The organism is Streptomyces sp. NPDC088810 (assembly GCF_044750305.1).
In the GTDB taxonomy this organism is placed as follows: Bacteria; Actinomycetota; Actinomycetes; order Streptomycetales; family Streptomycetaceae; genus Streptomyces.
Genome location: NZ_JBIVJQ010000012.1, coordinates 248,504 through 272,150 on the forward strand (window position 1 = coordinate 248,504; position 23,647 = coordinate 272,150).

The 23,647-nt window shown below is 73.9% G+C and carries 22 protein-coding genes and 2 pseudogenes; 11 read left to right on the plus strand and 13 right to left on the minus strand.

The window, feature by feature from the left end:
* The first annotated feature begins 51 nt into the window (after positions 1–51).
* Complete coding sequence (locus ACIP4Y_RS31940) at positions 52–1,116, plus strand: lysostaphin resistance A-like protein (RefSeq protein ID WP_401399131.1); 1,065 nt, start codon at positions 52–54, stop codon at positions 1,114–1,116.
* A gap of 275 nt (positions 1,117–1,391) precedes the next feature.
* Here the strand turns inward: ACIP4Y_RS31940 and cpt are convergent, their stop codons facing one another.
* Positions 1,392–1,925: a chloramphenicol phosphotransferase CPT gene (gene cpt, locus ACIP4Y_RS31945; protein WP_401399132.1), complete on the minus strand. Its 534-nt coding sequence runs from the start codon at positions 1,923–1,925 to the stop codon at positions 1,392–1,394.
* A gap of 283 nt (positions 1,926–2,208) precedes the next feature.
* Between cpt and ACIP4Y_RS31950 the strand changes: the two genes are divergently transcribed.
* The gene (locus tag ACIP4Y_RS31950; RefSeq protein ID WP_401399133.1) at positions 2,209–3,105 is read left to right on the plus strand and encodes an NAD(P)-dependent oxidoreductase; all 897 of its coding nucleotides are present in this window, start codon (positions 2,209–2,211) and stop codon (positions 3,103–3,105) included.
* Positions 3,106–3,208: 103 nt separating this feature from the next.
* On the opposite strand, the gene ACIP4Y_RS31955 is transcribed toward ACIP4Y_RS31950, so the two are convergent.
* The gene (locus ACIP4Y_RS31955; RefSeq protein WP_401399135.1) at positions 3,209–3,835 is read right to left on the minus strand and encodes a hypothetical protein; all 627 of its coding nucleotides are present in this window, start codon (positions 3,833–3,835) and stop codon (positions 3,209–3,211) included.
* Between the two features lie 151 nt (positions 3,836–3,986).
* Positions 3,987–4,301 (minus strand): LamG domain-containing protein, encoded by a 315-nt coding sequence (locus ACIP4Y_RS31960; protein ID WP_401399136.1) that lies wholly within the window; start codon positions 4,299–4,301, stop codon positions 3,987–3,989.
* A gap of 170 nt (positions 4,302–4,471) precedes the next feature.
* Here ACIP4Y_RS31960 and ACIP4Y_RS31965 point away from each other — a divergent pair, with 170 nt between their 5' ends.
* Positions 4,472–4,729, plus strand: coding sequence for a hypothetical protein (locus tag ACIP4Y_RS31965; RefSeq protein ID WP_401399138.1), 258 nt, complete (start codon positions 4,472–4,474; stop codon positions 4,727–4,729).
* Between the two features lie 77 nt (positions 4,730–4,806).
* Positions 4,807–5,028 carry a hypothetical protein gene (locus ACIP4Y_RS31970; protein WP_401399140.1) on the plus strand — a complete coding sequence of 74 codons (222 nt, stop codon included), beginning with the start codon at positions 4,807–4,809 and terminating at the stop codon, positions 5,026–5,028.
* 63 nt (positions 5,029–5,091) lie between these two features.
* Here ACIP4Y_RS31970 and ACIP4Y_RS31975 read toward each other — a convergent pair whose 3' ends face one another.
* The gene (locus ACIP4Y_RS31975) at positions 5,092–5,748 is read right to left on the minus strand and encodes a maleylpyruvate isomerase N-terminal domain-containing protein (RefSeq protein ID WP_401399142.1); all 657 of its coding nucleotides are present in this window, start codon (positions 5,746–5,748) and stop codon (positions 5,092–5,094) included.
* A 72-nt stretch (positions 5,749–5,820) separates the two neighbouring features.
* Positions 5,821–6,921, minus strand: a complete 1,101-nt coding sequence (locus ACIP4Y_RS31980) for a pyridoxal-phosphate dependent enzyme (RefSeq protein WP_401399143.1) — start codon at positions 6,919–6,921, stop codon at positions 5,821–5,823.
* 138 nt (positions 6,922–7,059) lie between these two features.
* Between ACIP4Y_RS31980 and ACIP4Y_RS31985 the strand changes: the two genes are divergently transcribed.
* The 5 genes and pseudogenes from ACIP4Y_RS31985 to ACIP4Y_RS32005 all read left to right on the plus strand — a co-directional run bounded on the left by ACIP4Y_RS31985 (position 7,060) and on the right by ACIP4Y_RS32005 (position 13,094).
* Complete coding sequence (locus ACIP4Y_RS31985; protein WP_401399145.1) at positions 7,060–7,203, plus strand: hypothetical protein; 144 nt, start codon at positions 7,060–7,062, stop codon at positions 7,201–7,203.
* Between the two features lie 12 nt (positions 7,204–7,215).
* Positions 7,216–7,446 (plus strand): annotated as a pseudogene (locus tag ACIP4Y_RS31990) (LysR family transcriptional regulator); the annotation flags it as partial.
* Between the two features lie 196 nt (positions 7,447–7,642).
* Entirely contained in the window at positions 7,643–8,011 is a 369-nt protein-coding gene (locus ACIP4Y_RS31995; RefSeq protein ID WP_358647990.1) for a hypothetical protein, read from the plus strand.
* Positions 8,012–8,216: 205 nt separating this feature from the next.
* Positions 8,217–12,074 carry a helix-turn-helix domain-containing protein gene (locus ACIP4Y_RS32000; RefSeq protein WP_401399147.1) on the plus strand — a complete coding sequence of 1,286 codons (3,858 nt, stop codon included), beginning with the start codon at positions 8,217–8,219 and terminating at the stop codon, positions 12,072–12,074.
* Positions 12,075–12,224: 150 nt separating this feature from the next.
* On the plus strand, positions 12,225–13,094 hold the full coding sequence (locus ACIP4Y_RS32005) for an NlpC/P60 family protein (RefSeq protein ID WP_401399149.1): 870 nt from the start codon (positions 12,225–12,227) through the stop codon (positions 13,092–13,094).
* 7 nt (positions 13,095–13,101) lie between these two features.
* On the opposite strand, the gene helR is transcribed toward ACIP4Y_RS32005, so the two are convergent.
* Complete coding sequence (helR, locus tag ACIP4Y_RS32010; RefSeq protein WP_401399151.1) at positions 13,102–15,273, minus strand: RNA polymerase recycling motor ATPase HelR; 2,172 nt, start codon at positions 15,271–15,273, stop codon at positions 13,102–13,104.
* 249 nt (positions 15,274–15,522) lie between these two features.
* On the opposite strand from helR, the gene ACIP4Y_RS32015 reads away from it, so the two are divergent.
* On the plus strand, positions 15,523–17,670 hold the full coding sequence (locus ACIP4Y_RS32015; protein WP_401399153.1) for an FUSC family protein: 2,148 nt from the start codon (positions 15,523–15,525) through the stop codon (positions 17,668–17,670).
* On the opposite strand, the gene ACIP4Y_RS32020 is transcribed toward ACIP4Y_RS32015, so the two are convergent.
* The 5 genes and pseudogenes from ACIP4Y_RS32020 to ACIP4Y_RS32040 form a co-directional block, all read right to left on the minus strand.
* Positions 17,667–17,873: a condensation domain-containing protein gene (locus ACIP4Y_RS32020; protein ID WP_401399155.1), complete on the minus strand. Its 207-nt coding sequence runs from the start codon at positions 17,871–17,873 to the stop codon at positions 17,667–17,669. The two genes, ACIP4Y_RS32015 and ACIP4Y_RS32020, sit on opposite strands and share 4 nt — an antisense overlap.
* A 13-nt stretch (positions 17,874–17,886) precedes the next feature.
* Positions 17,887–18,048, minus strand: coding sequence for a hypothetical protein (locus tag ACIP4Y_RS32025; protein WP_401399157.1), 162 nt, complete (start codon positions 18,046–18,048; stop codon positions 17,887–17,889).
* A 52-nt stretch (positions 18,049–18,100) separates the two neighbouring features.
* On the minus strand, positions 18,101–19,045 hold the full coding sequence (locus ACIP4Y_RS32030; RefSeq protein ID WP_401399159.1) for a GNAT family N-acetyltransferase: 945 nt from the start codon (positions 19,043–19,045) through the stop codon (positions 18,101–18,103).
* Positions 19,046–19,094: 49 nt separating this feature from the next.
* Positions 19,095–19,355, minus strand: coding sequence for a phosphopantetheine-binding protein (locus tag ACIP4Y_RS32035; protein WP_401399161.1), 261 nt, complete (start codon positions 19,353–19,355; stop codon positions 19,095–19,097).
* A 34-nt stretch (positions 19,356–19,389) separates the two neighbouring features.
* Positions 19,390–20,154 (minus strand): annotated as a pseudogene (locus tag ACIP4Y_RS32040) (hypothetical protein); the annotation flags it as partial.
* A 25-nt stretch (positions 20,155–20,179) separates the two neighbouring features.
* Here ACIP4Y_RS32040 and ACIP4Y_RS32045 point away from each other — a divergent pair.
* The gene (locus tag ACIP4Y_RS32045; RefSeq protein WP_401399163.1) at positions 20,180–20,953 is read left to right on the plus strand and encodes an SGNH/GDSL hydrolase family protein; all 774 of its coding nucleotides are present in this window, start codon (positions 20,180–20,182) and stop codon (positions 20,951–20,953) included.
* A 62-nt stretch (positions 20,954–21,015) separates the two neighbouring features.
* Here ACIP4Y_RS32045 and ACIP4Y_RS32050 read toward each other — a convergent pair whose 3' ends face one another.
* Both ACIP4Y_RS32050 and ACIP4Y_RS32055 read right to left on the minus strand, forming a co-directional pair.
* A complete protein-coding gene (locus tag ACIP4Y_RS32050) occupies positions 21,016–22,104 on the minus strand; it encodes a lytic polysaccharide monooxygenase (protein ID WP_401399165.1) in 1,089 nt (362 codons plus the stop codon).
* Between the two features lie 79 nt (positions 22,105–22,183).
* On the minus strand, positions 22,184–23,644 hold the full coding sequence (locus ACIP4Y_RS32055) for a glycoside hydrolase family 6 protein (RefSeq protein ID WP_401399167.1): 1,461 nt from the start codon (positions 23,642–23,644) through the stop codon (positions 22,184–22,186).
* Positions 23,645–23,647: the final 3 nt, after the last annotated feature.

Sequence of the window (23,647 nt, forward strand, 5' to 3'; positions counted from 1 at the left end):
TCATGCCTCAGGCCGATGGCACGCGGGCGCGTGTGCGGGCAGGCTGGCGGCATGACACAGCCACAGACCACCGAGCAACTGCCCTACCACCGCCTGGCCCGTCTCTCCCCGCGCTATCGGTGGTGGCGCCCCCTGCTCGGGACGCTGGTGGCGGCCGTGACCTATCTGGTCGCCGTGGTCCTCCTGATGCTGTCCAGTGCGGCTCTGGGGCTGTCCCTCGGATACCGCGAAGACGCGGACGGCTGGCCGGAGTTCGGGCCCGTCTCGGGCACCGCCGTGGACCTGCTCTCGATCGCGGTGGCGATACCCGTCCTGGTGCTGACCGTGCGCTGGATCGGCAGGCGCCGGGCCGGCACGGTCTCCTCCGTGACCGGGCGGCTGAGATGGCGCTGGCTGCTGCGGTGCGTGCTGACCGCCGTCCCGATCCTCGCCCTCGCGATGGGCGGCATGTTCCTGCTGCCCGCGGACGGCGAGGCGGAGAGCCCGTGGGTGGGCTGGGCGGCCTTCGGCAAGGCCCTCACCATGCTGCTGGTGCTCGTGCCGGTGCAGGCGGCCGCCGAGGAGTACGTGTTCCGCGGCTGGCTGACGCAGACCGCCGGGGCGTACCTGCGCTCGCCGTGGGCCGCCCTGCTGCCGCAGGCCGTGCTGTTCGCCGCCGCCCACGGCTGGGGCACTCCCTGGGGCTTCGCCGACCTGGTGGTGTTCGGGACGGCCGCGGGCTGGCTGACCTGGCGGACGGGCGGACTGGAGGCGTCCATCGCCCTGCACGCGGTCAACAACCTCCTCGCCTTCGGCGCCTCGGCCGCCGTCGTGGGCGGACTGGGCAGCGACGAGAGCGCGGCCGACGCGCCATGGCAGATGGTCGCGCTCGACGTCGTGGGCATCGCGCTGTACACGGCGGCCGTGGCCTGGTGGCTGCGCCGCCGGCGGCTGGAGCGCACCGCCCCGGCGCCGAAGCCCCTGGCACCGCCGCCGGCTTTCGCGATGGCGTACCCGTACGTCAACGGCGCCCCGGTGCCGCCGCAGTGGGCCGGTGGGCCCGGACAGCCGGCACCGGGTACGGCGGTTCCGCCCGCGTCTCGAGGCGCCGGGGGAGACGGCGCGGACGGTGGGTGAGCCGCGGCCCGGAGCCGGGATCAGGCGGTGTGCAACCGGCCGCTGCCGTACTCCTAATGTGCCGGTCGGCCCTCACAGGACCGGTACCGGCCGTCGCCGCGGGGCCCACCGGCTCCGCATCCCGCCAGCGGCAAGTCCACCGGACGCGCCGGGCCCTGCCACAGTGCTCCGGCGAAGTGCCGGGCCGAAGACCCCGCCGGTACGGCCGAACAGGACCCGGGCCGGTGGGAACCGCGCCTCGAACCGCGGCACGTCACCCTCGCCATGCCCGCCGGTCAGCCGACGTGGGCGGCGATGGTTCGGGCGCAGGTCAGGGACTCGGTGTGGGCGGTGTCCACCTCCAGGTCGTAGGTCACGCCTCGGTGCACCAGCTCGGCCTGGGCCGCTGCCATGCCCTGGGCCCGGTCCCCTCGGGCCAGCTCCCGTGCCGCGGCGACCTCGGGATCGCACCGGACGCCGACCCACAGCACGGCCAGGCCGGCCAGGGTCTTCTGCCAGCGCTGCTGGGAGGCCGCCCCGCCGAGGAAGACGTCGTCCACGACGATCCTGGCGCCCGCACGAGCCGTCGCCGCGACGCCCTCCATCCAAGCCGCCTCCAGGGCCCGGAAGCCGGCCCCGACGTGCACTCCGCCGTCATCGGCGAAGTCGATCCCGCCGTCCGCCCCGCGCAATCCCGGCGGCAGCGCGTCCACGAGCGAGTCGATCCCGAACGCCAGCCAGGGCTCGGGCAGTACCGCCTGCAGGCACCGCACGATTCCGGTCTTCCCCGCGCTGGAACCACCGTTGAGAAGGATCACCTGAGTCGTCATCGGGTCACAGTACGGAGCGTTCGGGGACGGCCGGTAACGAATTCCCAAGCCGCCCCCGCTACCAGTACCCGGCCGCGCGCCGGAGAAGACCCGGGCCGGCTGTCCTGGACGGCCCGGCAGGACGGCACACCGGAGGAGCGGCTCCACGTGCTGCACACCTGGCTGGTGGAGGATCTTCCCGGCGGCCGGATCCGTATCCTCACCCAGGAGACGCAGATCGGTGGCTGGACGGCCTGGTCCGCGTCGCCTCCAAAGCCCCCACAGGATTCAGAAAGTTGACGTCATGACCGACAAGCTCACCGTGAGCGTCCTGGGCACCGGCATCATGGGCGCCGCAATGGCCCGCAACCTCGTGCGGGCCGGACACACCGTCCGGGTCTGGAACCGCACCCGCGCCAAGGCCGAACCGCTCGCCGCCGACGGCGCGCACATCGCCGGCACGCCCGCCGAGGCCGTCGAGGGCGCCGACGCCGTCCTGACCATGCTCTACGACGGCCCGGCCACCCTGGACGTCATGCGCGAGGCCGCCCCCGCGCTGCGCTCCGGCGCCGCCTGGGTGCAGTCCACCACCGCCGGCCTCGAGGACATCGGCGACCTGGCCGGCTTCGCCCGCGACCACGACCTGGTGTTCTTCGACGCGCCGGTGCTGGGCACCCGCCAGCCCGCCGAGGCCGGCCGGCTCCTCGTCCTCGCCGCGGGCCCGAGCGGGCACCGAGCCGCCGTCACCCCGGTGTTCGACGCGGTCGGGGCCCGTACCGTGTGGACCGGCGAGGACGGCGCGGCCGGCACCGCCACCCGGCTGAAGCTGGTCGCCAACAGCTGGGTCCTCGCGGCCACCGCCGCGACCGGCGAGGTGCTGGCCCTGGCCCAGGCGCTCGGCGTGGACCCGCAGGGCTTCTTCGACGCGATCGCGGGCGGCCCGCTGGACATGGGGTACCTGCGCGCCAAGTCCAAGCTCATCCTGGACGAGCAGCTGACACCGGCCCAGTTCGCGGTGGCCACGGCCGCCAAGGACGCCCGGCTCATCGTCCGGGCGGGCGAGGCACACGGTGTGCGGCTGGACGTGGCCGCCGCGAGCGCCGCACGCCTGGAGCGCGCCGCCGCGCAGGGCCACGCCGACGAGGACATGGCCGCCGCCTACTTCGCCAGCTTCGATCCCGCCGACCGGCCGTCCGCCTGACGAAACCCCGAACGTCCGAGCCGTCGCTGCTGTCGCCCGAAGCCGTCGACGAGCACACCCGGCATCCCGCCGCGACCTCGGGGCTCGGCGCAAGCGGCGGCCGTCACGTCCCCGTGTCGGTGCCCTCTGCCGTCTCCTCCGCGGAATCGGCGGGCACGGTGTAGAAGACGGACGAGCCCTGCTTGGTGCGCTGAGCGCCGTTCCTGGCGACGAGGTTCTCCAGGGTGGCGCGTACGACCTTGGTCTGGACGCCGCGTTCCGGATACGCCCGGCCCAGCGCCTCGGTGACCTCCGCGGCCGAGCGCGGTTCGTTCTGTTCCGCCAGGTGCCGGCGGACGAGTTCGACCAGAGTGGGCTGAGCCGGCTCGGAAGTCGCCTTCTTCGCCGCCGGTTTCTTTTCCGCAGGCTTCTTCGCCGTCGTCTTGGCCGTGGCCGACTTGGCGGCCGCGGTCTTGGCCGCCGGCTTCTTGGCTTCGGTACGCTGCGTGCCTCCGCTCTTCTTCCGAGGGGAGGGTACGACCACGCCACCGGTCGGTGCGGCGATGCCGAGCGCCTGCTGCATGTTGAGCAGGATGGCGTGGTCGTGCTGCAGGGTGGTCAACTGCTCCTGCAGCGCGGCGATTTCGGCCGTGATGCGTTCCTGCTCTTTGAGGTTGTGTTCGAGGTCGTTGGTCACCTGGCTGACGTACTGAGAGGTCAGTTCGGTGACGGGCCCAGCGCTTTCCGGCATCTTTCCCTCCGCTCCTGGCGGTGCGACACCTGGATGATACGGGTGGGTCAACCCGTTTTCACCGTTGGCGAGGCGGCAAAACCGAGTAGACGCCGGGACCCGGCAGCCGGCCGTTGCCGGGCTGCCGGGCCACGATGGCCTTCGGGTGCCGTCAGGTCCGGGCCAGGGCGGTGACCTCGGCCGGGGTGAGCGTGCGGCCGTGGACGCGGAAGTCGTCCACGGCTCCCTTCAGATACGGGTCCGGGTACTGGGAGCGGCCGATGTAGGCGGCCCGGATGTGGTTGCCGAAGTTGCGAAGCTCCACGGTGACGCCCGTGTTGCGGCCCGTCTCGCGGCCGTCGACGTACAGCACGGCGGTGCCGGACCCGTAGGCGACGGCCACGTGCACCCACCGGTCCGCCGGCAGCGGGCCGGCGTCGATGCGCTGTTCCGCGCCCCCGCCGCCCGCGGTGATCGCGTACCACACACCACGGCCGCTCCCGGCCGAGACGCCTCACCCGCACCGCCTGTTCGACGGCGGCAGCCCTGCTGCTCCTACCCGGCGCCGAGGACTCCCCGGGAAAGTCCCCGCCCCGCCCGACCGGACCGCCCGGCGTCATCGCGTGCCTGACGGGGTCCGGGGACCTGATCGCCGACGTGAACGACGACGGCCGTCCGGACCGGATCACCGACCCGTCCCACCACGGCACCCTGCTGACCGTCACCTTCGCCATGGGCTCGTCGCACGAGATGACCGTCACCGCAAGGGAGTTGGCCGACCGCCCGGGCAGCCGGCAGGAGTATGTGAGCGCCGCTGTGGCGGACTTCGACCGGGACGGCTGGAGCGATCTGGTCGTCGTGGCGGGCGAGGAACAGGGCGGCGACGACCCGATCCCGCCCCGGCGGCCGAGTTGAGGCTGGGCCCCTTCTCCGGCACCGGCCGCAGCCGCCGGACCGTCCGACTCCACCTGCGCGTCACGAAGGACATCGCCGTGGCCGACTTCGACCACGACCGCCCCCCCGATCTGGCGGCGTACACCTACTCGGGCGACGGCTCCTACGAGACCCAGGCCCGCCTCGGCGACGCGCACACCGGCCTCGCCCCCGCCACCCGCGCCTACACCTCGGACGCGCAGAGCACCGGCTACGCCCCCCCGACTCCCCTCGCCCACGCCGGCCTGACACCGTTCTCCCCGGCCTGCCGGACCGGATGACGGAGGAACTCAGAAATCGCCTGCCCCCCGGCACCTGCCCGGCCGCCCCGAAGGCGAACGCGCTCACCCGAGGACGAGCGGGAGTTTCGAGGCCAAGGCGCCCAGTTGGATCCGTTCGGTGTCGGTCGGGGCTCGGCGCCCCGTGCCGATGCGCAGGGCGTCCTGGTCGGACCACGCCCCCGGGAAGGACGCCCCGGCGATCTCCTCCAGCATCGCGCGGGACCGGGCGAGGCCCTCGGCCGGCGGTTGCGCCGCGCCCGGGACGTGCGCGATCAGGTCCAAGTGGTGCAGGGTCCACTCCAGCACGTACGCGGAAAGGTAGTCGCCCACGGTCAGCACCATGTCCTGTGTGCTCACCCGCTGATCCGGATCGGCCAGCTCCGCCGCGCGGCCGGCGGCCGAACCGACGTCGTCCAGGTGGAATTTCAGCAGCCGCGGCTCCTCGTACGCGGCGGCCAGCCGGACGGTCAGCGCGTCCAGCGGGTCGTCACCGGCCGGCGGGGTGCCCGTGACGTTCCAGTATGTCACCGCAGTGCGCGTCGGCTCAGCCGCGGTGGGCGTCACGAGGGTGATCAGCACGTCCTGAGCATCGATGACCAGATGGCACACCAGGTCCCGGACGAGCCAGCCCGCACAGCCGGACGGCCGCGCGAAGTCCTCGTCGGGGAGCGCGCCGACCGCGGTCAGCAAGGCCGCCCACGAGCGAGAGAAGAGATCCACAGCCGCAAACTAACAGCGCCCGACCGGGCTTGTCTCTCACGTTGTCGAGGGTGAGCCGCGCTCAGTTCGGCGTCAAGGGAGCGAGTGCGGGTTGGCGGCCGTGCCCTCCGTGCTCAGCAGGACGGCCACCGAGTCGGGCCCCAGCCCCAGCCGCTCGCGGCGTTCCCCGGCGCCGTCGCCGGTGAGGAGCGCGCGGACACCGGCGAGTGCGGCGGCACCGCAGGGGCCCGAGGAGACGCCCAGCGCGGCGAGGTCGCGGGACGCACGGGCACTGTCGGTGTCGGTGACGGTGACCGCGGCGTCCAGCCCCGCACGCAGCACGGGCCAGGCGGTGCTGGACAGTGTCCCGCAGTTCAGGCCGGCCATGGTGGTCTCGCCGGTGCCGACGTCGACCGGAGCGTCTCGGGCGAGGCTGGCCAGGAGGCAGGCGGCGGACTCCGGTTCGACCGACAGCAGGGCCGGGCCCGGGGTCGTCGTACGGCTGCAGTAGTGGGTGACGACGGCCTGCGCCAGCGAGCCGACCCCCACCGGAACGGCCACCAGTCCCGGCGGGGCGGCTCCGGCGGCGGCCACCTGCTCGTCCGTCTCGGCGCAGAGCGTGGAGTAGCCCTGGACGATCCAGCCGGGGATGGTCTCGTACCCCTCCCACGCGGTGTCCTGGATCAGCACCGCGTCCGGCGCCCGGGCCGCCTCGTCCGCCCGGCGCACGGCCTCCTCGTACGGGCCCGGCACCCGGGTGACCGCCGCGCCCTCGCCGGCGATGGCCGCCGCGGTGTCCGGATGGATGTCCTGCGGGACGAAGACGTGTGCGCGCCGGTCGTGCAGCCGGGCCAGCCGGGCCACGATGCGGCCGTGGTTGCCGTCCGTGGCGCAGACCAGGGTGACCGGACCGCGGGTACGTGCCGCCAGCGCCAGGTGCACCGCCCATGACGCGCCCAGCACCTTGAAGGCCGGCAGGCCGAGACGCGCCGACTCGTCCTTGACGAAGACCCGGCCCACCCCCAACTCCACTGCGAGCGGTGGTAGTTCAGTCAGCGGGGTCGGGGTGTAACCGGGCAGGGAGGCGTGGAAGTTCCGTACCTCGGCGGGGGCCGGTGCGCAGTGCCAGGACCGGGCGGACGGTCGTACCAGCCACGGCACCGCCCCGCCGGCCGGCGAAGTCTTCTCACGCATCCCCTCAGCCTGCCGCCTCCCTCTGCCGTCGGTCCGGCACACGGTCCCCGCCCTGCCGGAAGGGGTCTTCGCCCATGCCTGCTCACCGCGCTGTCGGACACCTGCCTGACGAGGAACTCCGCCCGCGCGGACGCGGTGGTGGCCCGCTGTACCCGTAACCGCCCGGCCGATGACGGCATCGAGATCTCGCTGCCCTACGCCGGCTGCTACCTGCTGGAAGGCATCCTCCGCGTGCTCCGGCACGAGGACGTCGACTGGCCTCCGCGCTCTGCTTCGGGGTGACCCACTTCGCGGGAGCCCCGCCAGGGCCCGGTGGTGCGGGTCGTGCCGGAATGCCGGCAGGCCGTGCTCTGGAACGGCACGGTCGGCATGACCCTCCTGGACCACGAGCCGGGCGAGGGACTCATCGTGGTGCCGCTGACCGACATGCCGTCGAGCCGTGTGGTGGTGGCATGGCGGCAGGGCGACAGGAACCCGCTGATCCGCTCCTTCGCCGACATCGCGACCGCGGCCTTCCGGGCGTGACGGCATCCCCGCCGACCGCGACGTACAGCCCAGGTTGCCCACCTGTCCCGCTCCCGCTGGTCAGGCGCGGTTTCCCGGGCGCGGAGGCGACGGGCGACGGGAAACCCGTCGACTCCGGCCGGCCGCGGCGGGAACGTGATGGTCGTCAACTCCAGGCACGACCTGCCACGAGGCAGGAGAACCGCAAGGGGGAACCATGCGCAAGATGATGCGTGCCGGCGCCGCGTTCGCGACCGCCACGGCGGCGGTACTGGCCATGAGCGGCGCGGCCCACGCCAAGCCGGCGGCCGACCCGTGGGCCGGCTGCCCCGACGGGGCGGTGTGCGTGTACCCGCAGAACCAGAACCCGGCCCAGTCGCCGAGCCTGGTCTTCTACAGCTACGGGCCGCACAACCTCAGCAACCAGGTCGGACGGCACTGGGTCCTCAACAACCAGTACGGCGGCGCCACGGCGAGCCTGTGCACGGGCTACAACGGCGTCGGCTGCGGCACGCCCATCGCCGAGGGGACGGGCGTGTACGCCGACCTCACGCCGATCAACTCCATCACCCTGAACCGGCCGTAGGCAGCACGGCCCGCAGGTCCACGACCCTCGGCCCGCCGCGCCCCACCGACGGCCGGCCGAGGGGTCATCACGGGGGAAGCTTCCGGAACCGCGACCGCGGTTCCGGAAGCTTGTTTTCGGCCACTCCACACGCATGGCTGGGCCACCTGTCACACCCCGGCAGTAACCTGGGCTCCCGCCGTCTCACGGCCTGGGCACGCTTGCCATGGGGGACGCCTTGGGGGAGCCGCAACAGGGAGCCGACACCGGCAACCCGACCGACAACGACGGGGAGCGGACGGTGCCGACCACACCGTCCTTCCCCGCACAGCTACGACGACTGAGGCAGCAGCGCGGTCTGTCACTGGCCGACCTGGCCAGACAGACCCACTACAGCAAGGGGTATCTCAGCAAGATCGAGACCGGCGCGAAGCGCGCGACCGTCGACGTGGCCCGCCGCTGCGACCAGATCCTGCGCGCCGACGGCGAGTTGCTGCGTCTGGTCGTACCGCAGCGCAGGGCGGAACCAGCCGACGGCAACGATGTCACCGGCCCCGCCTGCCCCTACCCGGGCCTGTCGGCGTTCACCCCGCAGGACGCCGGCCGCTTCTTCGGCCGGGAGCGGGCCACGGCCGCCCTCGTGGAGCGGGTCTTCGGCAGAGTCGGCAAGGGACCGCTGCTGCTCGTCGCCCCCTCGGGCGCGGGCAAGTCCTCACTGCTCAACGCCGGTCTGGTGCCCGCCCTGCGGCGGCCCGGCGGCTTTCCGATGGCCGGGGCCGACCGCTGGCCCGTCGTCACCCTCACGCCCACCGCGCACCCGGTGGACGAGCTGCTGGAACGCACCGCCAAGGTGCTCGGCGGCGACCTGGACCTCACCGCGACCCGGCTGGGCGAGCGGCCCGAGGCCCTCCTGGCCGCCGTCCGGACCCGCGCGGACGCGACCCCTGCCGGGCGGCGGCCACCACCACCGCCCCGGCTCGTCCTGCTCGTCGACCAGTTCGAGGAACTGTTCACCCTCTGCGCCGACGACGCCGAACGACGCACGTTCGCCCGCGTGCTGTGCGCGCTCGCCGCGCCCCCGCCGTCACCCGACCACGATCCCGCCGTGGTCGTCCTCGGCGTGCGCGCCGACTTCTCCGGCCGATGTCTCGACCTGCCCGAACTCGCCCCCGTCTTCACCGACGGCCTCTACGTCCTGCCCCCGATGACCACGGCGGAGCTGGTCGAGTCCATCACCCGTCCCGCCGAACTCGCCGGTGTCACCCTCGACCCCGGCCTGGTCCCGTTGCTGCTGCGGGACGCCGGACTGACCGGCGAACCCGGCGCCCACGGCGTCCCCTCCGGGGCGCTGCCCCTGGTCTCCCACGCGCTGCTGGCCACCTGGCGCCATCGCGAGGCGGGCACGCTGACCGTCGCCGGGTACGAGAGCACCGGCGGCATCCAGGGAGCCGTGGCACGCACCGCCGAGGACGCGTTCGCCCAGCTGTATCCCGCCGAACAGCAGACCATCCGGCGCATCCTGTCCCGGCTGGTGCAGGTCTCCGACGGGGCCGGCGCCACCCGGCGCCGGGTCGGCCGTGCCGCCCTGATGACGCAACTGGCCGACGCGGAGGGCGCCGACACCGCGCTCGACGTGTTCGTCCGCGCCCGGCTCCTCACCGTCGACAGCGACAGCGTGGAGATCACGCACGAGGCCCTGCTGCACAGCTGGCCGCGGCTGCGGGAATGGATCAGCGCCGACCGGGCCGGCCTGCTCGTCCGCCAGCGACTCGCCCACGCGGCCGCCGCATGGGAACGCGAGGGCCGCGACCCGTCGGCGCTCTACCGCGGCACACGCCTGGACACCGTACGTTCCTGGGCGGCGGACACCGACGGCCTCGGCCCGCTGGGCCCCGTCGAGGAGGCGTTCCTGCGCGCCAGCCAGGCGGAGGAGGAGGCCGGGCAGCGCCGGACACGGCGTCAGACCCGGCTGCGGCAGGCGATGGTGGCCACCCTCGTCGTGCTGCTCGGCTGCGCCCTGGCCGCCGGCGGCATCGCCCACCGGCAGCGCGCCGACGCACTCGCCCAGGAACGCCTCGCCCGCTCCCAGGCGCTCGCCGTCCGGTCCACCCTGCTGGCCGGCGGCCGCCCCGAGGCGTCCATGCTGCTCGCCGCCGAGGCCTACCGCACCGAACCCACCGCCACGACCCGCGGAGCCCTGCTGAGCACCCAGGCCGAGCCCTTCACGGCCCGGCTCGGCGGCCACCGCGGACCGGTCAACACGGTGGCCTTCGCGCCGGGCGGCCGGCTGCTGGCCACCGGCAGCTCCGACGGCACGGTCCGGCTGTGGCGCCTGACCGACCACCGGACGACCGCGACGCTCACCGTCCCCGGCCGGATCCGCTCCCTCGCCTTCAGCCCGGACGGCCGTACCCTCGCGGTCACGGCGACCGACGGACCGGTACGGCTCTGGTCCCCGGCCCGCTCCACTCCCGCCACCCTGCTTTCGGGCACCCGCGCGGCCCGCGTGGTCGCCTTCGCCCCGCGCGGCCGCACCCTCGCCGTCGCCGCCGACGACGGAGCCGTCCAGCTCTGGGACACGGCCGGCACCCCCCGGCGGACGGCCCGCCTCACCGGCCACTCCGGCGAGGTCGACGCGCTCGCCTTCGCCCCGGACGGCCGCACGCTGGCCTCGGCCGGCACGGACCGGACCGTACGGCTGTGGGATGCCGGCCGGGCCAGGCAACGGGCCGTCCTGCGCGGCCACACCGACGGGGTGCTCGGCCTGGCCTTCGCCCCCGACGGCCGCGGCCTGGCCAGCGGGGGAGTGGACCGGACGGTCCGGCTGTGGGACGTCGACGGCCGCCGCCTGACGGCGACGCTCACCGGGCACAGCGACGACGTCAACGCCGTCGCCTACACCCCCGACGGCACCACCGTCGTCAGCGCGAGCGGGGACGGCACGACCAGACTGTGGGACGTCCGCAGCGGACGGGTCGTCACCACCCTCGCCGGACACACCGACTACGTGATGTCCGTGGCGGTCGACACCACCGGCACACTGCTCGCCACCGGCGGGTTCGACCAGTCCGTGGTCCTGTGGGACCTGCGCGGCCGGACCCTGGCCGCACGCCCGTTCAGCCCGGTCTCCGCCGTCGCCTACCGCCCGGACGGGCGGCTGCTGGCCACCGCGGACGCCGACCACACCGTACGACTGTGGGACCCGGCCCGGCGGCGCGGCGCACCCACGACCCTGACGGGCGGCACCGGCAGCGTCACCACCGTGGCGTTCGCCCCCGACGGCCGCACCCTGGCCTCGGCCGGCTCCGGCGGCACGGTGGTGCTCTGGGACCCGGCGGCCCGCCGACCCCGCGCCGTGCTGCACGGCCATCAGGGCGCCGTGTTCGCCGTGGCGTTCGCGCCGGACGGCCGCACGCTCGCCTCCGCCGGCGCCGACCGCACCGTACGCCTCTGGGACGTCCCCGGCCGTCGTCCGCTCGCCGTCCTCACCGGCCACACCGACTACGTCAACGGCGTCGCCTTCAGCCCCGACGGGCAGACCCTGGCCTCCGCCGGCGACGACCTGACGGTACGGCTGTGGGATCTGCGGAACCGCCGTCGGCCGGTCACGCTGACCGGCCACACCGGCGCCGTCCGCGGTGTCGCCTTCAGCCCCGACGGCCGCACGCTGGCCAGTTCGGGCAACGACGGCACCGTACGGCTGTGGGACGTGGCCCGGCACCGGCTCCTCGGCTCGCTGACGGGCCACACCGGCTCGGTACGCGGCCTGGCCTTCTCACCGGACGGCCGGCTCCTCGCCAGCAGCGGCAACGACCGTACGGTACGGCTGTGGGACGTGCCCGGACGGCGGCTGTGGGCCACGCTCTCCGGGCACACCGACGCCGTGTGGGGCGTGGCCTTCGCACCCGACGGGCGGACGGTGGCCAGCAGCGGCACCGACGGCACGGTACGGCTGTGGAACCTGGACACGGGGACACGGCTGGCGGAGATCTGCCGCCTGGACCGGGAGACGGACCCGGCGACGCGCCGTGCCCTGCTCCCCGGCGAGCCCGCACCCGGCGCCTCCGCGTGCCCACAGCCCTGAGCAACCGCCCTGCTCGGACGGGGTTTCCCGAGCGTTTCCCGTTGCCCGTCGAAGAAGGCCCGCGCTGCCTCCTCGACCGGCCCACCACACCCCGGGAACGCTGGGGGCCGCACACCTTCTCACGACCAGACCACGAAACGGGGGTACCGGATGCTGCGGCGAACCGGCGCCATCGGCACACTCATCACCCTGCTGACAGCTCTCCTCCTCACCTCGTCGGCGACCGCCGCCGACCGGCACTCCGGACCGGCGCAGGCGGCGGACAGCGGCTGCCGCGTCCTCGCCCCGGGCGCGACCGCCGCGGCCGAACGGGCCGTCGACGCCGCCTGCGCCCAGGTCGCGGCGGGCGTCTGGTACACCTGGGGCGGGGGCCACGGCGCGCAGCCCGGCCCCACCCACGGCAAGGTGGACCCCACCGACCCGGCCAGCGAACACGACCCCGAACGCGTCGGCTTCGACTGCTCGGGCCTGGTCCGCTACGCCTACGCCCAGGCCACCGGCGCGGACCTCCTCAACGGTGACGCGAGCGCCCAGTACTACACCCACCGCACCGCCGCCCGCTTCACCGCGGCCGACGGCCTCACCCCGCTCCTCCCCGGCGACCTGCTCGCCTACGGCACCTCGGCCGACCTGCACCACATCGCCCTCTACCTCGGCGCCGGCAAGATGGTGGAGGCCCGGCAGTCCGGGACCAAGCTGATGGTCAGTGACGTCCGCCTCGGCGGCGACTACTTCGGTGCCGTCCGCGTCAACACCGGCACCGTCGAGGGCCCCGTCTTCCGCACCTGGGGCACCGGCGTCTGGACCAAGGCCCAGCCCTCCACGAGGGCCGCCCGCGTCTACGCCTTCCCCGGCCCCACGACGATCCGGGTCGCCTGCCAGAAGCACGCCGAACTCGTCACCGCCGAGGGCTACACCAACGACACCTGGTCCTACCTCCCCGACTACCGTGCCTGGGTCACCAACATCTACATCCAGGGCCCGGCCTGGCTGGACGGCGTACCGACCTGCACCACCTGAGCCGGTCTCAGGCGCTCGTGAGGACCACGAGCTGCCGGGTGGCCCGGGTCATCGCGACATAGCGGTCCACCGCACCTTCGACGCCGTCCCCGAACTCCTGCGGGTCGACGAGGACGACCAGGTCGAATTCGAGGCCCTTCGCCAGTTCGGGGGACAGGGAGCGGACGCGGGGGGTCGACCGGAACGCGGGATCGCCGATGACACAGGCGATCCCGTCGGTGTGCGCGGCGAGCCAGGTGTCGAGGACCTGGTGCAGGTCGGACACCGGGCCGTGGACGACGGGGATGCCGGTGCTGCGGATGGAGGCCGGCACGTTGGCGTCCGGGAGCACCGCCCGGATGACCGGCTCGGCCTCCGTCATGATCTCCTGCGGCGTCCGGTAGTTGATGCTCAGGGAGGCCAGGGTGATCCGGTCGAACCCGACCCGTTCCAGCCGTTCCTGCCACGACTCGGTGAAACCGTGCCTGGCCTGGGCGCGGTCCCCGACGATCGTGAAGCTGCGGGACGGGCACCGCAGCAGCAGCATCTGCCACTCGGCGTCGGTCAGTTCCTGTGCCTCGTCCACGACGACGTGCGCGAACGGGCCGGCGAGCAGGTCCGGGTCCACGGTGGCCAGCTCGCTCTCGTCGACCAGGCTGACCTGGGCGTCCTCGCCGCGCAGCATCCTCACCAGGCCCTCGCCGTCGTCGCCGTCGGCGCCGGAGTCGGCCACGGCCGCGACCAGGTTGTCGACGACCTGCGCCATCCGCTCGCGCTGGGCGGCCAGGACGGCCTGGTGCCGGCGCTTGCGCCGGGCCGTCTCCGGGTCGCCGAGCCGCTGGCGTGCCGCGTCCAGGATCGGCAGGTCCGACACCGTCCAGGCCTGGGCGTCCGGGCGCTGGAGCAGTCGGACCTCGTCGCGGCTCAGCCAGGGAGCGCACATCCGCAGGTAGGCGGGTACCGTCCACAGGTCGCCGACGAGGTCGGCCGCCTCCAGCAGCGGCCACGCACGGTGGAACGCCGTGACCAGTTCCCTGTTCTGCCGCAGCGACCGGCGCAGCAGCTCGGGCGGGGCGTCGCCGTCGTGCTTGTCCACCAGGATCGTCAGCAGCTCCTCCCAGACCTGGTGGCGTGCCTCGTTGTGCGGAGTGCCGGGTTCGGCCGCTTCGAAGGCCACGGCCCAGTCGTCGGGGCCGAGCCGGATGTCGGACCAGTGGGTGGTGACCGTCATCCCCTCGGTGGGCGGCTCCTCATAGAACCTGACGGCCTTCTCGACCGCCTTCACCATGTCCGCGGACGACTTCAGGCGGGCCACCTCGGGATCGGTCTCGACGGCCGCGCCGGCGCCCTCGGTGACGAGGTCCCGCAGGGTGCAGGTCTGCACGCCCTCCTCCCCGAGGCTGGGCAGGACGTCGGAGACGTAGGACAGGTACGGCCGGTGCGGGCCGACGAACAGGACGCCGCCCCGGCGGTGACCGAGCCGGGGGTCGGCGTGCAGGAGGTAGGCGGAGCGGTGCAGGGCGACGACCGTCTTTCCCGTACCCGGGCCGCCGTCGACGACGAGGGCGCCGCGGGACCCGGCCCGGATGATGGCGTCCTGGTCGGCCTGGATGGTGCCGAGCACGTCCCGCATCCGCGGCGAGCGGTTGCCGCCGAGGCTGGCGATGAAGGCGGACTGGTCGTCCAGCGCGGCATGGCCGACCAGCCCGTCCGAGGTGAACACCTCGTCCCAGTAGTCGCTGATCCGGCCGTCGGTCCAGCGGTACCTGCGGCGGCTGACCAGCCCCATCGGGTTGGCGTGGGTGGCCCCGAAGAACGGCTCGGCGGCGGGCGAGCGCCAGTCCACCAGCAGCCGGCGGCCCGCGCTGTCCGTGAGGCCGAGCCGTCCGACGTACACGGGCTCGGGACTGTCCGCGCCGACCATGCGCCCGAGGCAGAGGTCCAGACCGAAGCGGCGCAGCGTGCGCAGGCGGCCGGTCAGCCGGTGGATCTCCGCGTCCCGGTCCATCGCCTGCCGGCCCATGCCGCCGGGCGCCCTGCGCTCGGCGTCGAGCCGCTCGGTCAGCTCGGCGATCGACTGTTCGAGGCACTCCGCGATGGCCGCGAAATGCCTCTCGTCGTCGGCGATCAGCGTCGGGTCGGCCTTCGCGGCGAGCCGCTCGGGAAGGTCGAAAGCGCTGGTGGTCGGGGGGTGTGTCATCGCTCGGTTCCGGCGGTCGGGCGCTTCGGCGTCTCCGCGCGGACCGTACGCCGACATATGTGCATGCATGTGGTGAATCCCCGTTTCCGGCAGCTTCCTGACCTAGGCCGGCAATTCTGCGGGATGACCGGGGCCTTGCCGCAAGCCCCCCCGTGCGCTATAAGTTGAGAGTGGCGAGGAGTGCTGACTCCTTGCCCTTGTTGTTTTCGGCGAGGTGCCGGACCTGCGCAGATGGGCGATTCTGTAGGGATGTGGGGTCTGCGAGGTGCCCGGCTGCCGGCGGCCTACGCCGTCTCTGGCCGCCGTGCGCTGCGCGTGACCCTGGTCGCGGCGGCCGGCTTCTACCTCTTCCGCTACGGTCTCGACCGCCCCGTCGCGGCCACGTACGCGCTGTTCACCGTGGTGGCCCTGGGCGGACTGTCCAGGATCCCCGGTACCGGCCGGCAGCGCGCGGCGTTCATGGCGCGCCTGGTGCCGGTGTGCTGGATGCTGGTGGCCGTCGGCACCTGGCTGTCGGTGCGGACGTGGAGCGCGGTCGCCGGCATGCTGGTGATCGGCTTCGCGCTGGCCTTCTCCGCCGTCGGCGGACCGCGCCCGGCGGGGGCGGCGCCGGGCCTGCAACTCCTCTACATCCTGCCGTCCTTCCCGCCGTACGATCCCGGCTCGCTCGGCGACCGGCTGATCGGAACGACCACGGGTGCGGCCCTGTTCGTCGCGGCCGAGGCGCTGCTCTTCCGCGAGCCGGCTCCCGTGCCCTACCGCGAGCGGGCCGCCCGCGCGGCGCTGGTCGCCGAGCGGTGGGCGGCGCGGCTCGCCACGGCCCCCGCCGCCCTGACCGACGCGGACCTCCGGGCGGCGCAGGAGGCGAGTCAGGCGCTGCGGCCGCTCAACGTGCCGGAGGCGGAGCGGCCGGCGGGGCCCGGGGTGCGGGACCGCGCCCTCACGCACACCGGTCTGGCCGTCCGCACCCTGCTCGGCAGGCTCGTGCAGCTGCCCGCCGTACGGGGGAACGACACGGCGCCCGACGTGACCGCCGTACTGCGGAGCGTGGCGCGACTGGCCGGGGCGACCGCGGCCTGTCTGCGGGCGGAGGCGTCCCCCGCGGCCGGGCAGCAGGAGCTGGTCGCGGCCCGCGCCCGGCTGTCCGCCGTCTCCGCCGGGCCGCCTTCCGCCGGGGGCTGTATTCCGCCCGCCGTGCTGCGCTGCCACGCCGCCGTGCTGGAGGCCGCCGACGCGGCGCTGGCGATGGGCGCGGCGGCCGATCTGGCGGTGCGCGGCCGGCACACCACGGTGGAGCTGCCGCCCGACCGCTTCTGGTACGCCACGATCCGGACCCCGCTGCTGTGGTGGCACCGGGCCCGCGGCCACGCCGGACGCCGGTCGGTGTTCTTCCAGAACGCGGTGCGCATGGCGCTGGCACTGACGGCCGTCCGGCTCGTGGCCGGGGTGGACACGCTGCCGCACGGCTTCTGGGCGATGCTGGCGACGCTCACCCTCACCCGGACCACCCTGGGCGAGACGTGGAGCACCATCCGTCTGGCGCTCGCGGGCACCCTGGCCGGGGCGCTGGTCAGCGCCGGCGTCCTCATCCTGGTGGGGTCCGACACCGCCGTGTACGCCGTCCTGCTGCCGGTGTGGATGCTGGGCGCCTTCATGGTGGGCCCGGTCCGGGGCGTGGGGTGGGCGCAGGGACTGTTCACCGTGCTCGTCGCGCTGGTCTTCGCGCAGCTGGCGCAGCCGACGTGGCGGCTGGCGGAGGTCAGGATGCTGGACGTGCTGGTCGGCAGTGCGATCGGCGCCGTCTTCGGTGTGCTGGCCTGGCCCCGGGGCGCCCACGAGGAGCTGCGCCACGCGGCGGCGGACCTCCTGCGCAGGGCGGCGGAGATCGTGGTGGCCACCAGCGCCTCGGTGGCGGACGGCGCGGCGGCTTCCGTGCCGTCGGGCGTGCCGGGGCACCGCTCGCTGGAGCGGGCCGTCGTCCTCGCCGAGTCCGCGTACGCCCAGCTGCAGAGCGAACCGACGCCCTTCGGCGGCAAGGGGCGCGGGCCGCAGCCACCCGCGGTCGACTGGCAGGCCACACTGATCGCCGGGCATCACACCCTGTGGGGGTCGGCCCGGCTGCTGGAGCCGCCGCGCACCCCGCTCGGCCCGGCGGCCGCCGGGTCGGCCGGCGTACTGGGGGAGCGGGTGGCGGGACGGATGCTGCTGGTCTCGGCGGCACTGGACCCGGCAGACGACACCCCGGCCGCGACGACACCGCTCATCGACCCGGCCCCCGCCGGGTTCGGCACCGAGCCGCCCGGCGCCCCGCGGCGCTACTACGCGACCGTGGCCTGGCTGAACTCCCTCATGACCGACCTGACCCGGATCGCACGACCACCCGACCGCTCCGCCTAGCTCCAGGCGGCAGCGCGACCGAGGGGAGGCAGGGTGGGGTTCCCGGACGCGTCCACGCGGACGGGCAGCGTGTTCATGTTCACGAACAGGCCGACGGTCCTGCTGAGTTCCTCGCGGGAGCAGTCGGCCACCGGGAGGGTGAGGACAAAGTCCTGCTGACCGCTGAAGCGGGCCAGGGTGGCGGCGTACGCGGTGAGCAGCATGAACTCCCGGAAGTCATCCCGGATCCGGTCGTACGGGGTGTCCGTGCCGCCGCGGCGCCAGGTCGAGGGCCTGTTCGGCCTCGGTGTCGGTGAGGACGCACCGGTGGACGAATCCGTCGTCGGCCGGGTCGGCCACCGTGGGTCCGAGGCGAGGACCGGCATGGGGGATCGGCATCAGAGGTCTCCACGTAAGGGTGGGGCCGGCCGGGTGCGGGTGCGGCGGCCGTTCAGCTGTCGGCGGGAGCGGCGAGCACGGTCCGGGAGGCGAAGTTGCGGTAGCCGGCACGGTCGAACGCGGCCGCCATGGGACGGTTCACCAGGTCGGTGTCCGCCGTGATCCGGCGGGCGCCCGCGTCCAGCAGGATGCGGGTGGTCTGCGCCAGCAGCTCGTCCACGTACCCCCGGCCACGCAGGGAAGGGACCACACCGAGGTAACCGACCACGAAGCTCTGGTCGTTGCGGGACGGGACGAGCAGGCCGGCGAGTGTTCCGTCCGGGGTGTGGGCCAGCCGCCACCAGGCCCGGTCGCCGGGCATGTCCCGGTAACCCTCCAGGTCGTCCCGGGCCGCCTTGGCCACGCCGTGCCGTGCGACCGCGCGCCGGGTCGTGGTGTCGAGGCTTTGCTCGGCCACCTCCCGGAAGGCGGCGAGGAACACCTCGTCGTCGGGTTCCGGGCGGAACACCAGCCGTTCGGGGGCCGCGGGCGGCTTGCCGTCGGCCGTCCACTCGTAACGCAGCCTGCGCAGGACGTCCGTCAGGCCGGCCGCGGCGGCGGCCCCGATCCGCCAGTCGAGCGCGGCCGACGTCTCCGCCGGGGGCCCGTCGGTGCGGGAGAAGAGGTGGAACTCCGGCAGCCGGGTCATGCCCTGGGCGCGGAACCGCTCGTGTGCCGAGGCGATCAGGTGGGCGGCGAGCGCCTGGCGGTCCCCGACCGACTCGTGCACGTACAGGCAGTCCAGCGCCAGGGGGTGGGTGCCGTCCGGCAGCCCCCACCACACCGCGCGGGCGAGGAGCTTCCCGCCGTCCTCCGCGATCCAGGTCCACTCCGGCCGGTAGTGGCCGCTCTTTAGCCCGTCTTCGAGCTGGTCGGGGCCGACCCAGTCGATCGGTTCGCTCACGGTGCAGTCGAGAGCACGTGCCGCTTCGCTCGCGGAAAGGGCGCGTACCAGCATGCTTTTCTCCTGGGCGGTGCTAGTCGGGGCAGTGCGGGTCACTCGTCGGTCAGTTCGGCCGGCAGGGAGTCGAGTTCCGACTCGTCCAGGGCGGCGGCCTGCGGGGTGAGGATCTGCTCCGCCAGCTCGGCGACGGTCGGAGACTCGGAGAACCCGCGCAGCGAGACGTCCACCGCGAACTCCGTCCGCACCCGCTCACGGGTTGCGTGGCCAGCAGGGAGTGGCCGCCGAGGGCGAAGAAGTCGTTGTGCACGCCGATGTCGTCCCGGTCGAGCAACTCGGCGCGGACGGCGGCGCTCTGCGCCTCCATCGGGGTGCGCGGCCCGGTCCGCCTTGCCGTTGGCGGTCAGGGGCAGCTCGTCCAGAACGACGACGGCGGAGGGCACCATGTAGGCGGGCAGCCGGTCCCGGACGAAGGAGCGAAGCCCCGCCGGGTCGGCCGGAGCACCGCCGGCGTGCGCGGCCCGCGCGGCGTAGCCCACGAGCCGCCTGTCGCCCGGCCGGTCCCCGCGGACCACGTCCACGGCGGCGGACACCGCCGGATGGTCGGCCAACGCGGCCTCGGTACATGCCCGCCCCCGGTGTCGCGCTGAACGGGTCGGGGACGAAGCGGGCGGCGGTACGCGCCGGCTCGTACAGGGAGCCGCCCCCGGTGTCCCCGGTGTCCCCGGTGTCCGCGGTGTCCCGGCCCTGCTCCGGCCGAGTCTCTCCACCTGCCGGGCGGTGGCGGCGTCCGCGGTCTGCGGTAACCCGGTGAGCGCGGACAGCGCCAGCACGGCGGCCGCGGCGGCGCCACCGACCGTCCTCCCGGCGGGCCGTACGGCGATGCGCGATCCGGACACGCTGACCTCCGGGGAGTGGGGGGAGGAGGGTGTGGGAACGCTCCCATGCCGCTGCGAGGGTAGGAACGCCGCTGACGCCTCGTCAAGGATCTTGTCGGGGTCCGTGTTCGAGACTGTCGGGATACGGGGACGATCCCCCGGTGCCGGCCGCTGCTCCGGAGGTTGCCGCGGCCGAGGACGGCTCGCGGGAGTGGCGGCTCGTCCGAAGGTTGTGCGGGATGGAGGACGGAAGCTACGGTGATTACTCAATAATGCACCTAAGTGCATAGTTCTCTATCCAGGGGGTGGGCCGGTGCCGAGCAGTGCCTATCTGCGTTACGTCGCCCTGGGCGACAGCCAGACCGAGGGGCTCGGGGACGGCGACGATGTGCACGGGCTGCGCGGCTGGGCCGACCGGCTCGCCGAGCAGCTGGCCCGGCACAGTCCCGGCCTGCGCTACGCCAACCTCGCGGTGCGCGGCCGCCGGGCCGGTCAGGTCCGTACCGAGCAGCTCGCCCCGGCTCTCGCCCTGCGGCCCGACCTCGCCACCGTGGTGGCCGGCGTCAACGACGTGCTGCGCCCCGGCTTCGACCTCGACGAGGTGGCCGGCCACCTGGAGGCGATGTTCGCCGCCCTCACCGCCCAGGGCGCCACCGTGGCGACGCTCACGTTCCCCGACGTCGGCCGCATCACGCCGCTGGCCCGCCCGATCGGCCCCCGGGTCCGTGCACTCAATGAGCGCATCAGGGAGGCCGCCGGACGTCACGGCGTGGTGGTGGCGGAGACGGCCGGGCACCCGGTGGTGACCGATCCGCGGCTGTGGAGCGCCGACCGGCTGCACGCGAGCCCGCTCGGCCACGCCCGCATCGCGGCCGCCGTCGCCCACGCGCTCGGCCTGCCCGACAGCGACGACAGCTGGACCCGACCCCTGCCGGCCGGACCCTCCGCACGGGGAACCGTCGCCGCCGAACTCCGCTGGGCCGGCAGCTTCCTGGGCCCCTGGCTGCTACGCCGCCTGCGCGGCCACTCCTCCGGCGACGGCCGCGGCCCCAAGCGCCCCACCTTGCTTCCGCCGGCCCCGGCCTGATTCCCAGGGCACCCGCACCGCCTCCCCGGAACGGGCCGGGGAGGCGGTGCGGCCGGGGTGCGTCAGGAGGTGCCCTGCGCCGGGACGCAGCCGATCGGACCGGCGGGGACGTTGTTGCCGGTCGAGGTGGCGGTGAAGCCGAAGGTGACGCTGCCGTCGGCCGGTACGACCCGGTTGTGGTCCACGTTGCGGACCGTGACCGTGCCGTCGGCGGCGGTCGACTGCGTGCCGTTCCACAGGCTGCTGATCCTGGTGCCCGCCCCGGGCCGCCAGGCCACGGCCCAGCCGTCGAGCGGTGCCGTGCCGTGGTTCATGACCTCGACGGAGGCCTGGAAGCCGCCGTTCCAGGAGTTCACCACGGAATAGGTGGCCATGCAGGACCCGGTGTGCGGATCCGACGGCGTGGGCGTGGGGGTGGGCGTCGGTGTGCTGCCGGAGCCGCGGATGCCCGTGACCTCGCCGTGACCGCCGTCGAAGACGATGTCGGAGCAGGAGAAGAAGTTCTCCTGGCTGTCCGAGCGGACCCACTGGATGAAGAGCAGGGCGTCACCGGACCGCCCGGAGGGGAGCTTCAGGTCCCAGTAGTAGTGGCCGCCGTCGGTGCCCGGCGAGCCCTGCTGCGGCGGATTGGTGACCGTCTGGATCAGGTCCAGGTCGGTCCAGCGCAGGGCGGAGGACGGTGACCAGCCCTGCTTGGTGACGTAGACCCGGAAGTCACCCGGGTGCGCCGCCCAGTTGCTGTACTGGGCCTGGATGGTCGCCCCGCTGGTCAGATGGGTCCGCGGCCAGTCCGAGCGCGCCGCGTTGTAGGCGCGGAAGTCGTACGGGGACCGGTCGCCCGCGCTGCACAGGGTGCCGTCCGGGACGTAACCGGCGCCCCGGCCGCCGGCGCGGGAGTCGAGCACGGCGAACCAGTTGTACAGCGCCGTCGCTCCGCTCTCGGCCAGCGCGTCCCGGCACGCCGGGTTGGTCGGGTCGAGCCCGCCGGTCGTCGTACGCGCGTCCAGATAGCACAGGTAGGTGCGGGATCCGGGCAGCATGGCCACCCCGTGCGCCTGGGCGCTGCTCTGTCCCAGCAGGGTCAGGGCGAGCGCCGCGAGCAGCGTCGACAGGGCCGCTGCCGCCGACATCAGTCTGTTGCGTCGAGCCACGTTCTGCTCCTTTCGGTTCGCATCAGGCGGGCGCCGTACCGAGGCGGGCTGGTCCGCCGGGGCGTCGGCGTACGTCGTGTCAGTGACCGGTGCCGCGGCCCGGGGGCACGGCCGGGTCGGCGTTCTTCACGAGCATCGCGAACTGCTCGGGGAACCAGTGCCCGGCCAGCGGGGCGCCGGGCAGCGCGCCGGTCTTGTTGCCGCCCGCGCCCGGCGCCGTGTACGACGGGTCGCACATGGGGTCCAGGCGTTTGCCCTCGTCGTTGGGGATGTCGGCGCTCGCGCCGTCCGACTCGCCCGGCGGCTTCACCCACAGGAACGCGTCGAGGTGGGAGTCGGGATAGCCGGGCGGCGCGGCCTGCGGGGGGCGCCCCAGCCCGGCGCCGCTGACGTTGCACCACAGCCCCCGGTGGGCGCGGCGGTCGATGCGGGACTCGGTGACGTAGGTGTCGAGGGCGGTGCTGGTGCTCTCCGCCGTGGGACGTGCGGGGCCGCCCCACCCGTTGCGGGAGGTGTCGACGACCATGCCGGTCGACGCGGGCCAGCCGGCCGCGACGAGCGCCCGGTGGACGTTCCTGGTGAAGTCCGACTCGTCGAAATTGGCGTTCCACTCGTAGAACTTCGCGGACTTGACCACGTTCCCGCCGACGGTCCTGTCCGGGTCGGTCAGGAAGGGCTCCTCCAGTGGAATGTAGTTGGAGACGTTGGTGACCAGCCCGTCGACGCTGGACAGCCCGGCGGCGGTGCCCTGGGCGACGTCCGTGTAGAGCTGCACGCTCTGGGTCAGGTTGCCGTCCCAGCCGAGCCAGCCGGACTGCGCGAAGTCCAGGTAGGTGTACACGTTGGGGAGCGCGTGCAGCTTGTCCAGGGCGTACTGGATGCCCTTGACGTAGATCCCGCTGCTCTTGGCCTGGGCGCACTCCGGGTCGGAGGTGTTCGTCGCCAGGTTGGGCAGGCTGTCCGGCTCGATCACCGTCGTGATGCGGATGTCGCGGTACTTCCGCTTCTTGAAGACGTTCGCGATGGCGTCGACGTACTCGTGCTCGTAGCGGTCGAGACCGGCCTGCGTGAGCGGGAGTTCACCGCTGGAGGCGAGGGCCGAGCAGTCCCGGCCGGGCAGGTCGTACACCACGAAGGTGGCGGTGATCGGCTGTCCGCGCCGTTTCTGGCCGAGGGCCAGGTCGAGGTGGTCGGCGAGGCTCTTGCGGCCGGCGTCCTTGCCCCCGCCGCCGATGGCGGCGATCCGGTCCAGCCACACGGCGGTGGGATAGCGGCCGACCTTCCGCATCTTCGCCCTGAGCCCGGGGTCCGAGGTCTGGGCCACCGAGGTGCGGACGCGGTCGGTGTAGTCGGGGTTGACGTAGAACGAGGCGCCGGCGAACGGGTTGTCGACGTGGCTCTCCGCGGCGGCCGCGGGGTGCGCGGTGAGCTGCCCTGACAGGCCCAGTGTCAGGGCGGCGAGCGCCGCGCCCAGCGGGGCTGCCCGGCGCCGTCGCCGGCCCGGCCGGGCCACGGGCGCTCGGCGGATGGGGTGTGTCATGTG

What these genes read in the sequence shown, in the direction of transcription:
- ACIP4Y_RS31940 (WP_401399131.1), top strand. Translation starts at nt 52, where the DNA reads ATGACACAGCCACAGACCACCGAGCAACTGCCCTACCACCGCCTGGCC.
- cpt (WP_401399132.1), bottom strand. Translation starts at nt 1,925, where the DNA reads ATGACGACTCAGGTGATCCTTCTCAACGGTGGTTCCAGCGCGGGGAAG.
- ACIP4Y_RS31950 (WP_401399133.1), top strand. Translation starts at nt 2,209, where the DNA reads ATGACCGACAAGCTCACCGTGAGCGTCCTGGGCACCGGCATCATGGGC.
- ACIP4Y_RS31955 (WP_401399135.1), bottom strand. Translation starts at nt 3,835, where the DNA reads ATGCCGGAAAGCGCTGGGCCCGTCACCGAACTGACCTCTCAGTACGTC.
- ACIP4Y_RS31980 (WP_401399143.1), bottom strand. Translation starts at nt 6,921, where the DNA reads ATGCGTGAGAAGACTTCGCCGGCCGGCGGGGCGGTGCCGTGGCTGGTA.
- ACIP4Y_RS31995 (WP_358647990.1), top strand. Translation starts at nt 7,643, where the DNA reads ATGCGCAAGATGATGCGTGCCGGCGCCGCGTTCGCGACCGCCACGGCG.
- ACIP4Y_RS32000 (WP_401399147.1), top strand. Translation starts at nt 8,217, where the DNA reads ATGGGGGACGCCTTGGGGGAGCCGCAACAGGGAGCCGACACCGGCAAC.
- ACIP4Y_RS32005 (WP_401399149.1), top strand. Translation starts at nt 12,225, where the DNA reads ATGCTGCGGCGAACCGGCGCCATCGGCACACTCATCACCCTGCTGACA.
- helR (WP_401399151.1), bottom strand. Translation starts at nt 15,273, where the DNA reads ATGACACACCCCCCGACCACCAGCGCTTTCGACCTTCCCGAGCGGCTC.
- ACIP4Y_RS32015 (WP_401399153.1), top strand. Translation starts at nt 15,523, where the DNA reads ATGTGGGGTCTGCGAGGTGCCCGGCTGCCGGCGGCCTACGCCGTCTCT.
- ACIP4Y_RS32020 (WP_401399155.1), bottom strand. Translation starts at nt 17,873, where the DNA reads ATGCTGCTCACCGCGTACGCCGCCACCCTGGCCCGCTTCAGCGGTCAG.
- ACIP4Y_RS32025 (WP_401399157.1), bottom strand. Translation starts at nt 18,048, where the DNA reads ATGCCGATCCCCCATGCCGGTCCTCGCCTCGGACCCACGGTGGCCGAC.
- ACIP4Y_RS32030 (WP_401399159.1), bottom strand. Translation starts at nt 19,045, where the DNA reads ATGCTGGTACGCGCCCTTTCCGCGAGCGAAGCGGCACGTGCTCTCGAC.
- ACIP4Y_RS32035 (WP_401399161.1), bottom strand. Translation starts at nt 19,355, where the DNA reads ATGGAGGCGCAGAGCGCCGCCGTCCGCGCCGAGTTGCTCGACCGGGAC.
- ACIP4Y_RS32055 (WP_401399167.1), bottom strand. Translation starts at nt 23,644, where the DNA reads ATGACACACCCCATCCGCCGAGCGCCCGTGGCCCGGCCGGGCCGGCGA.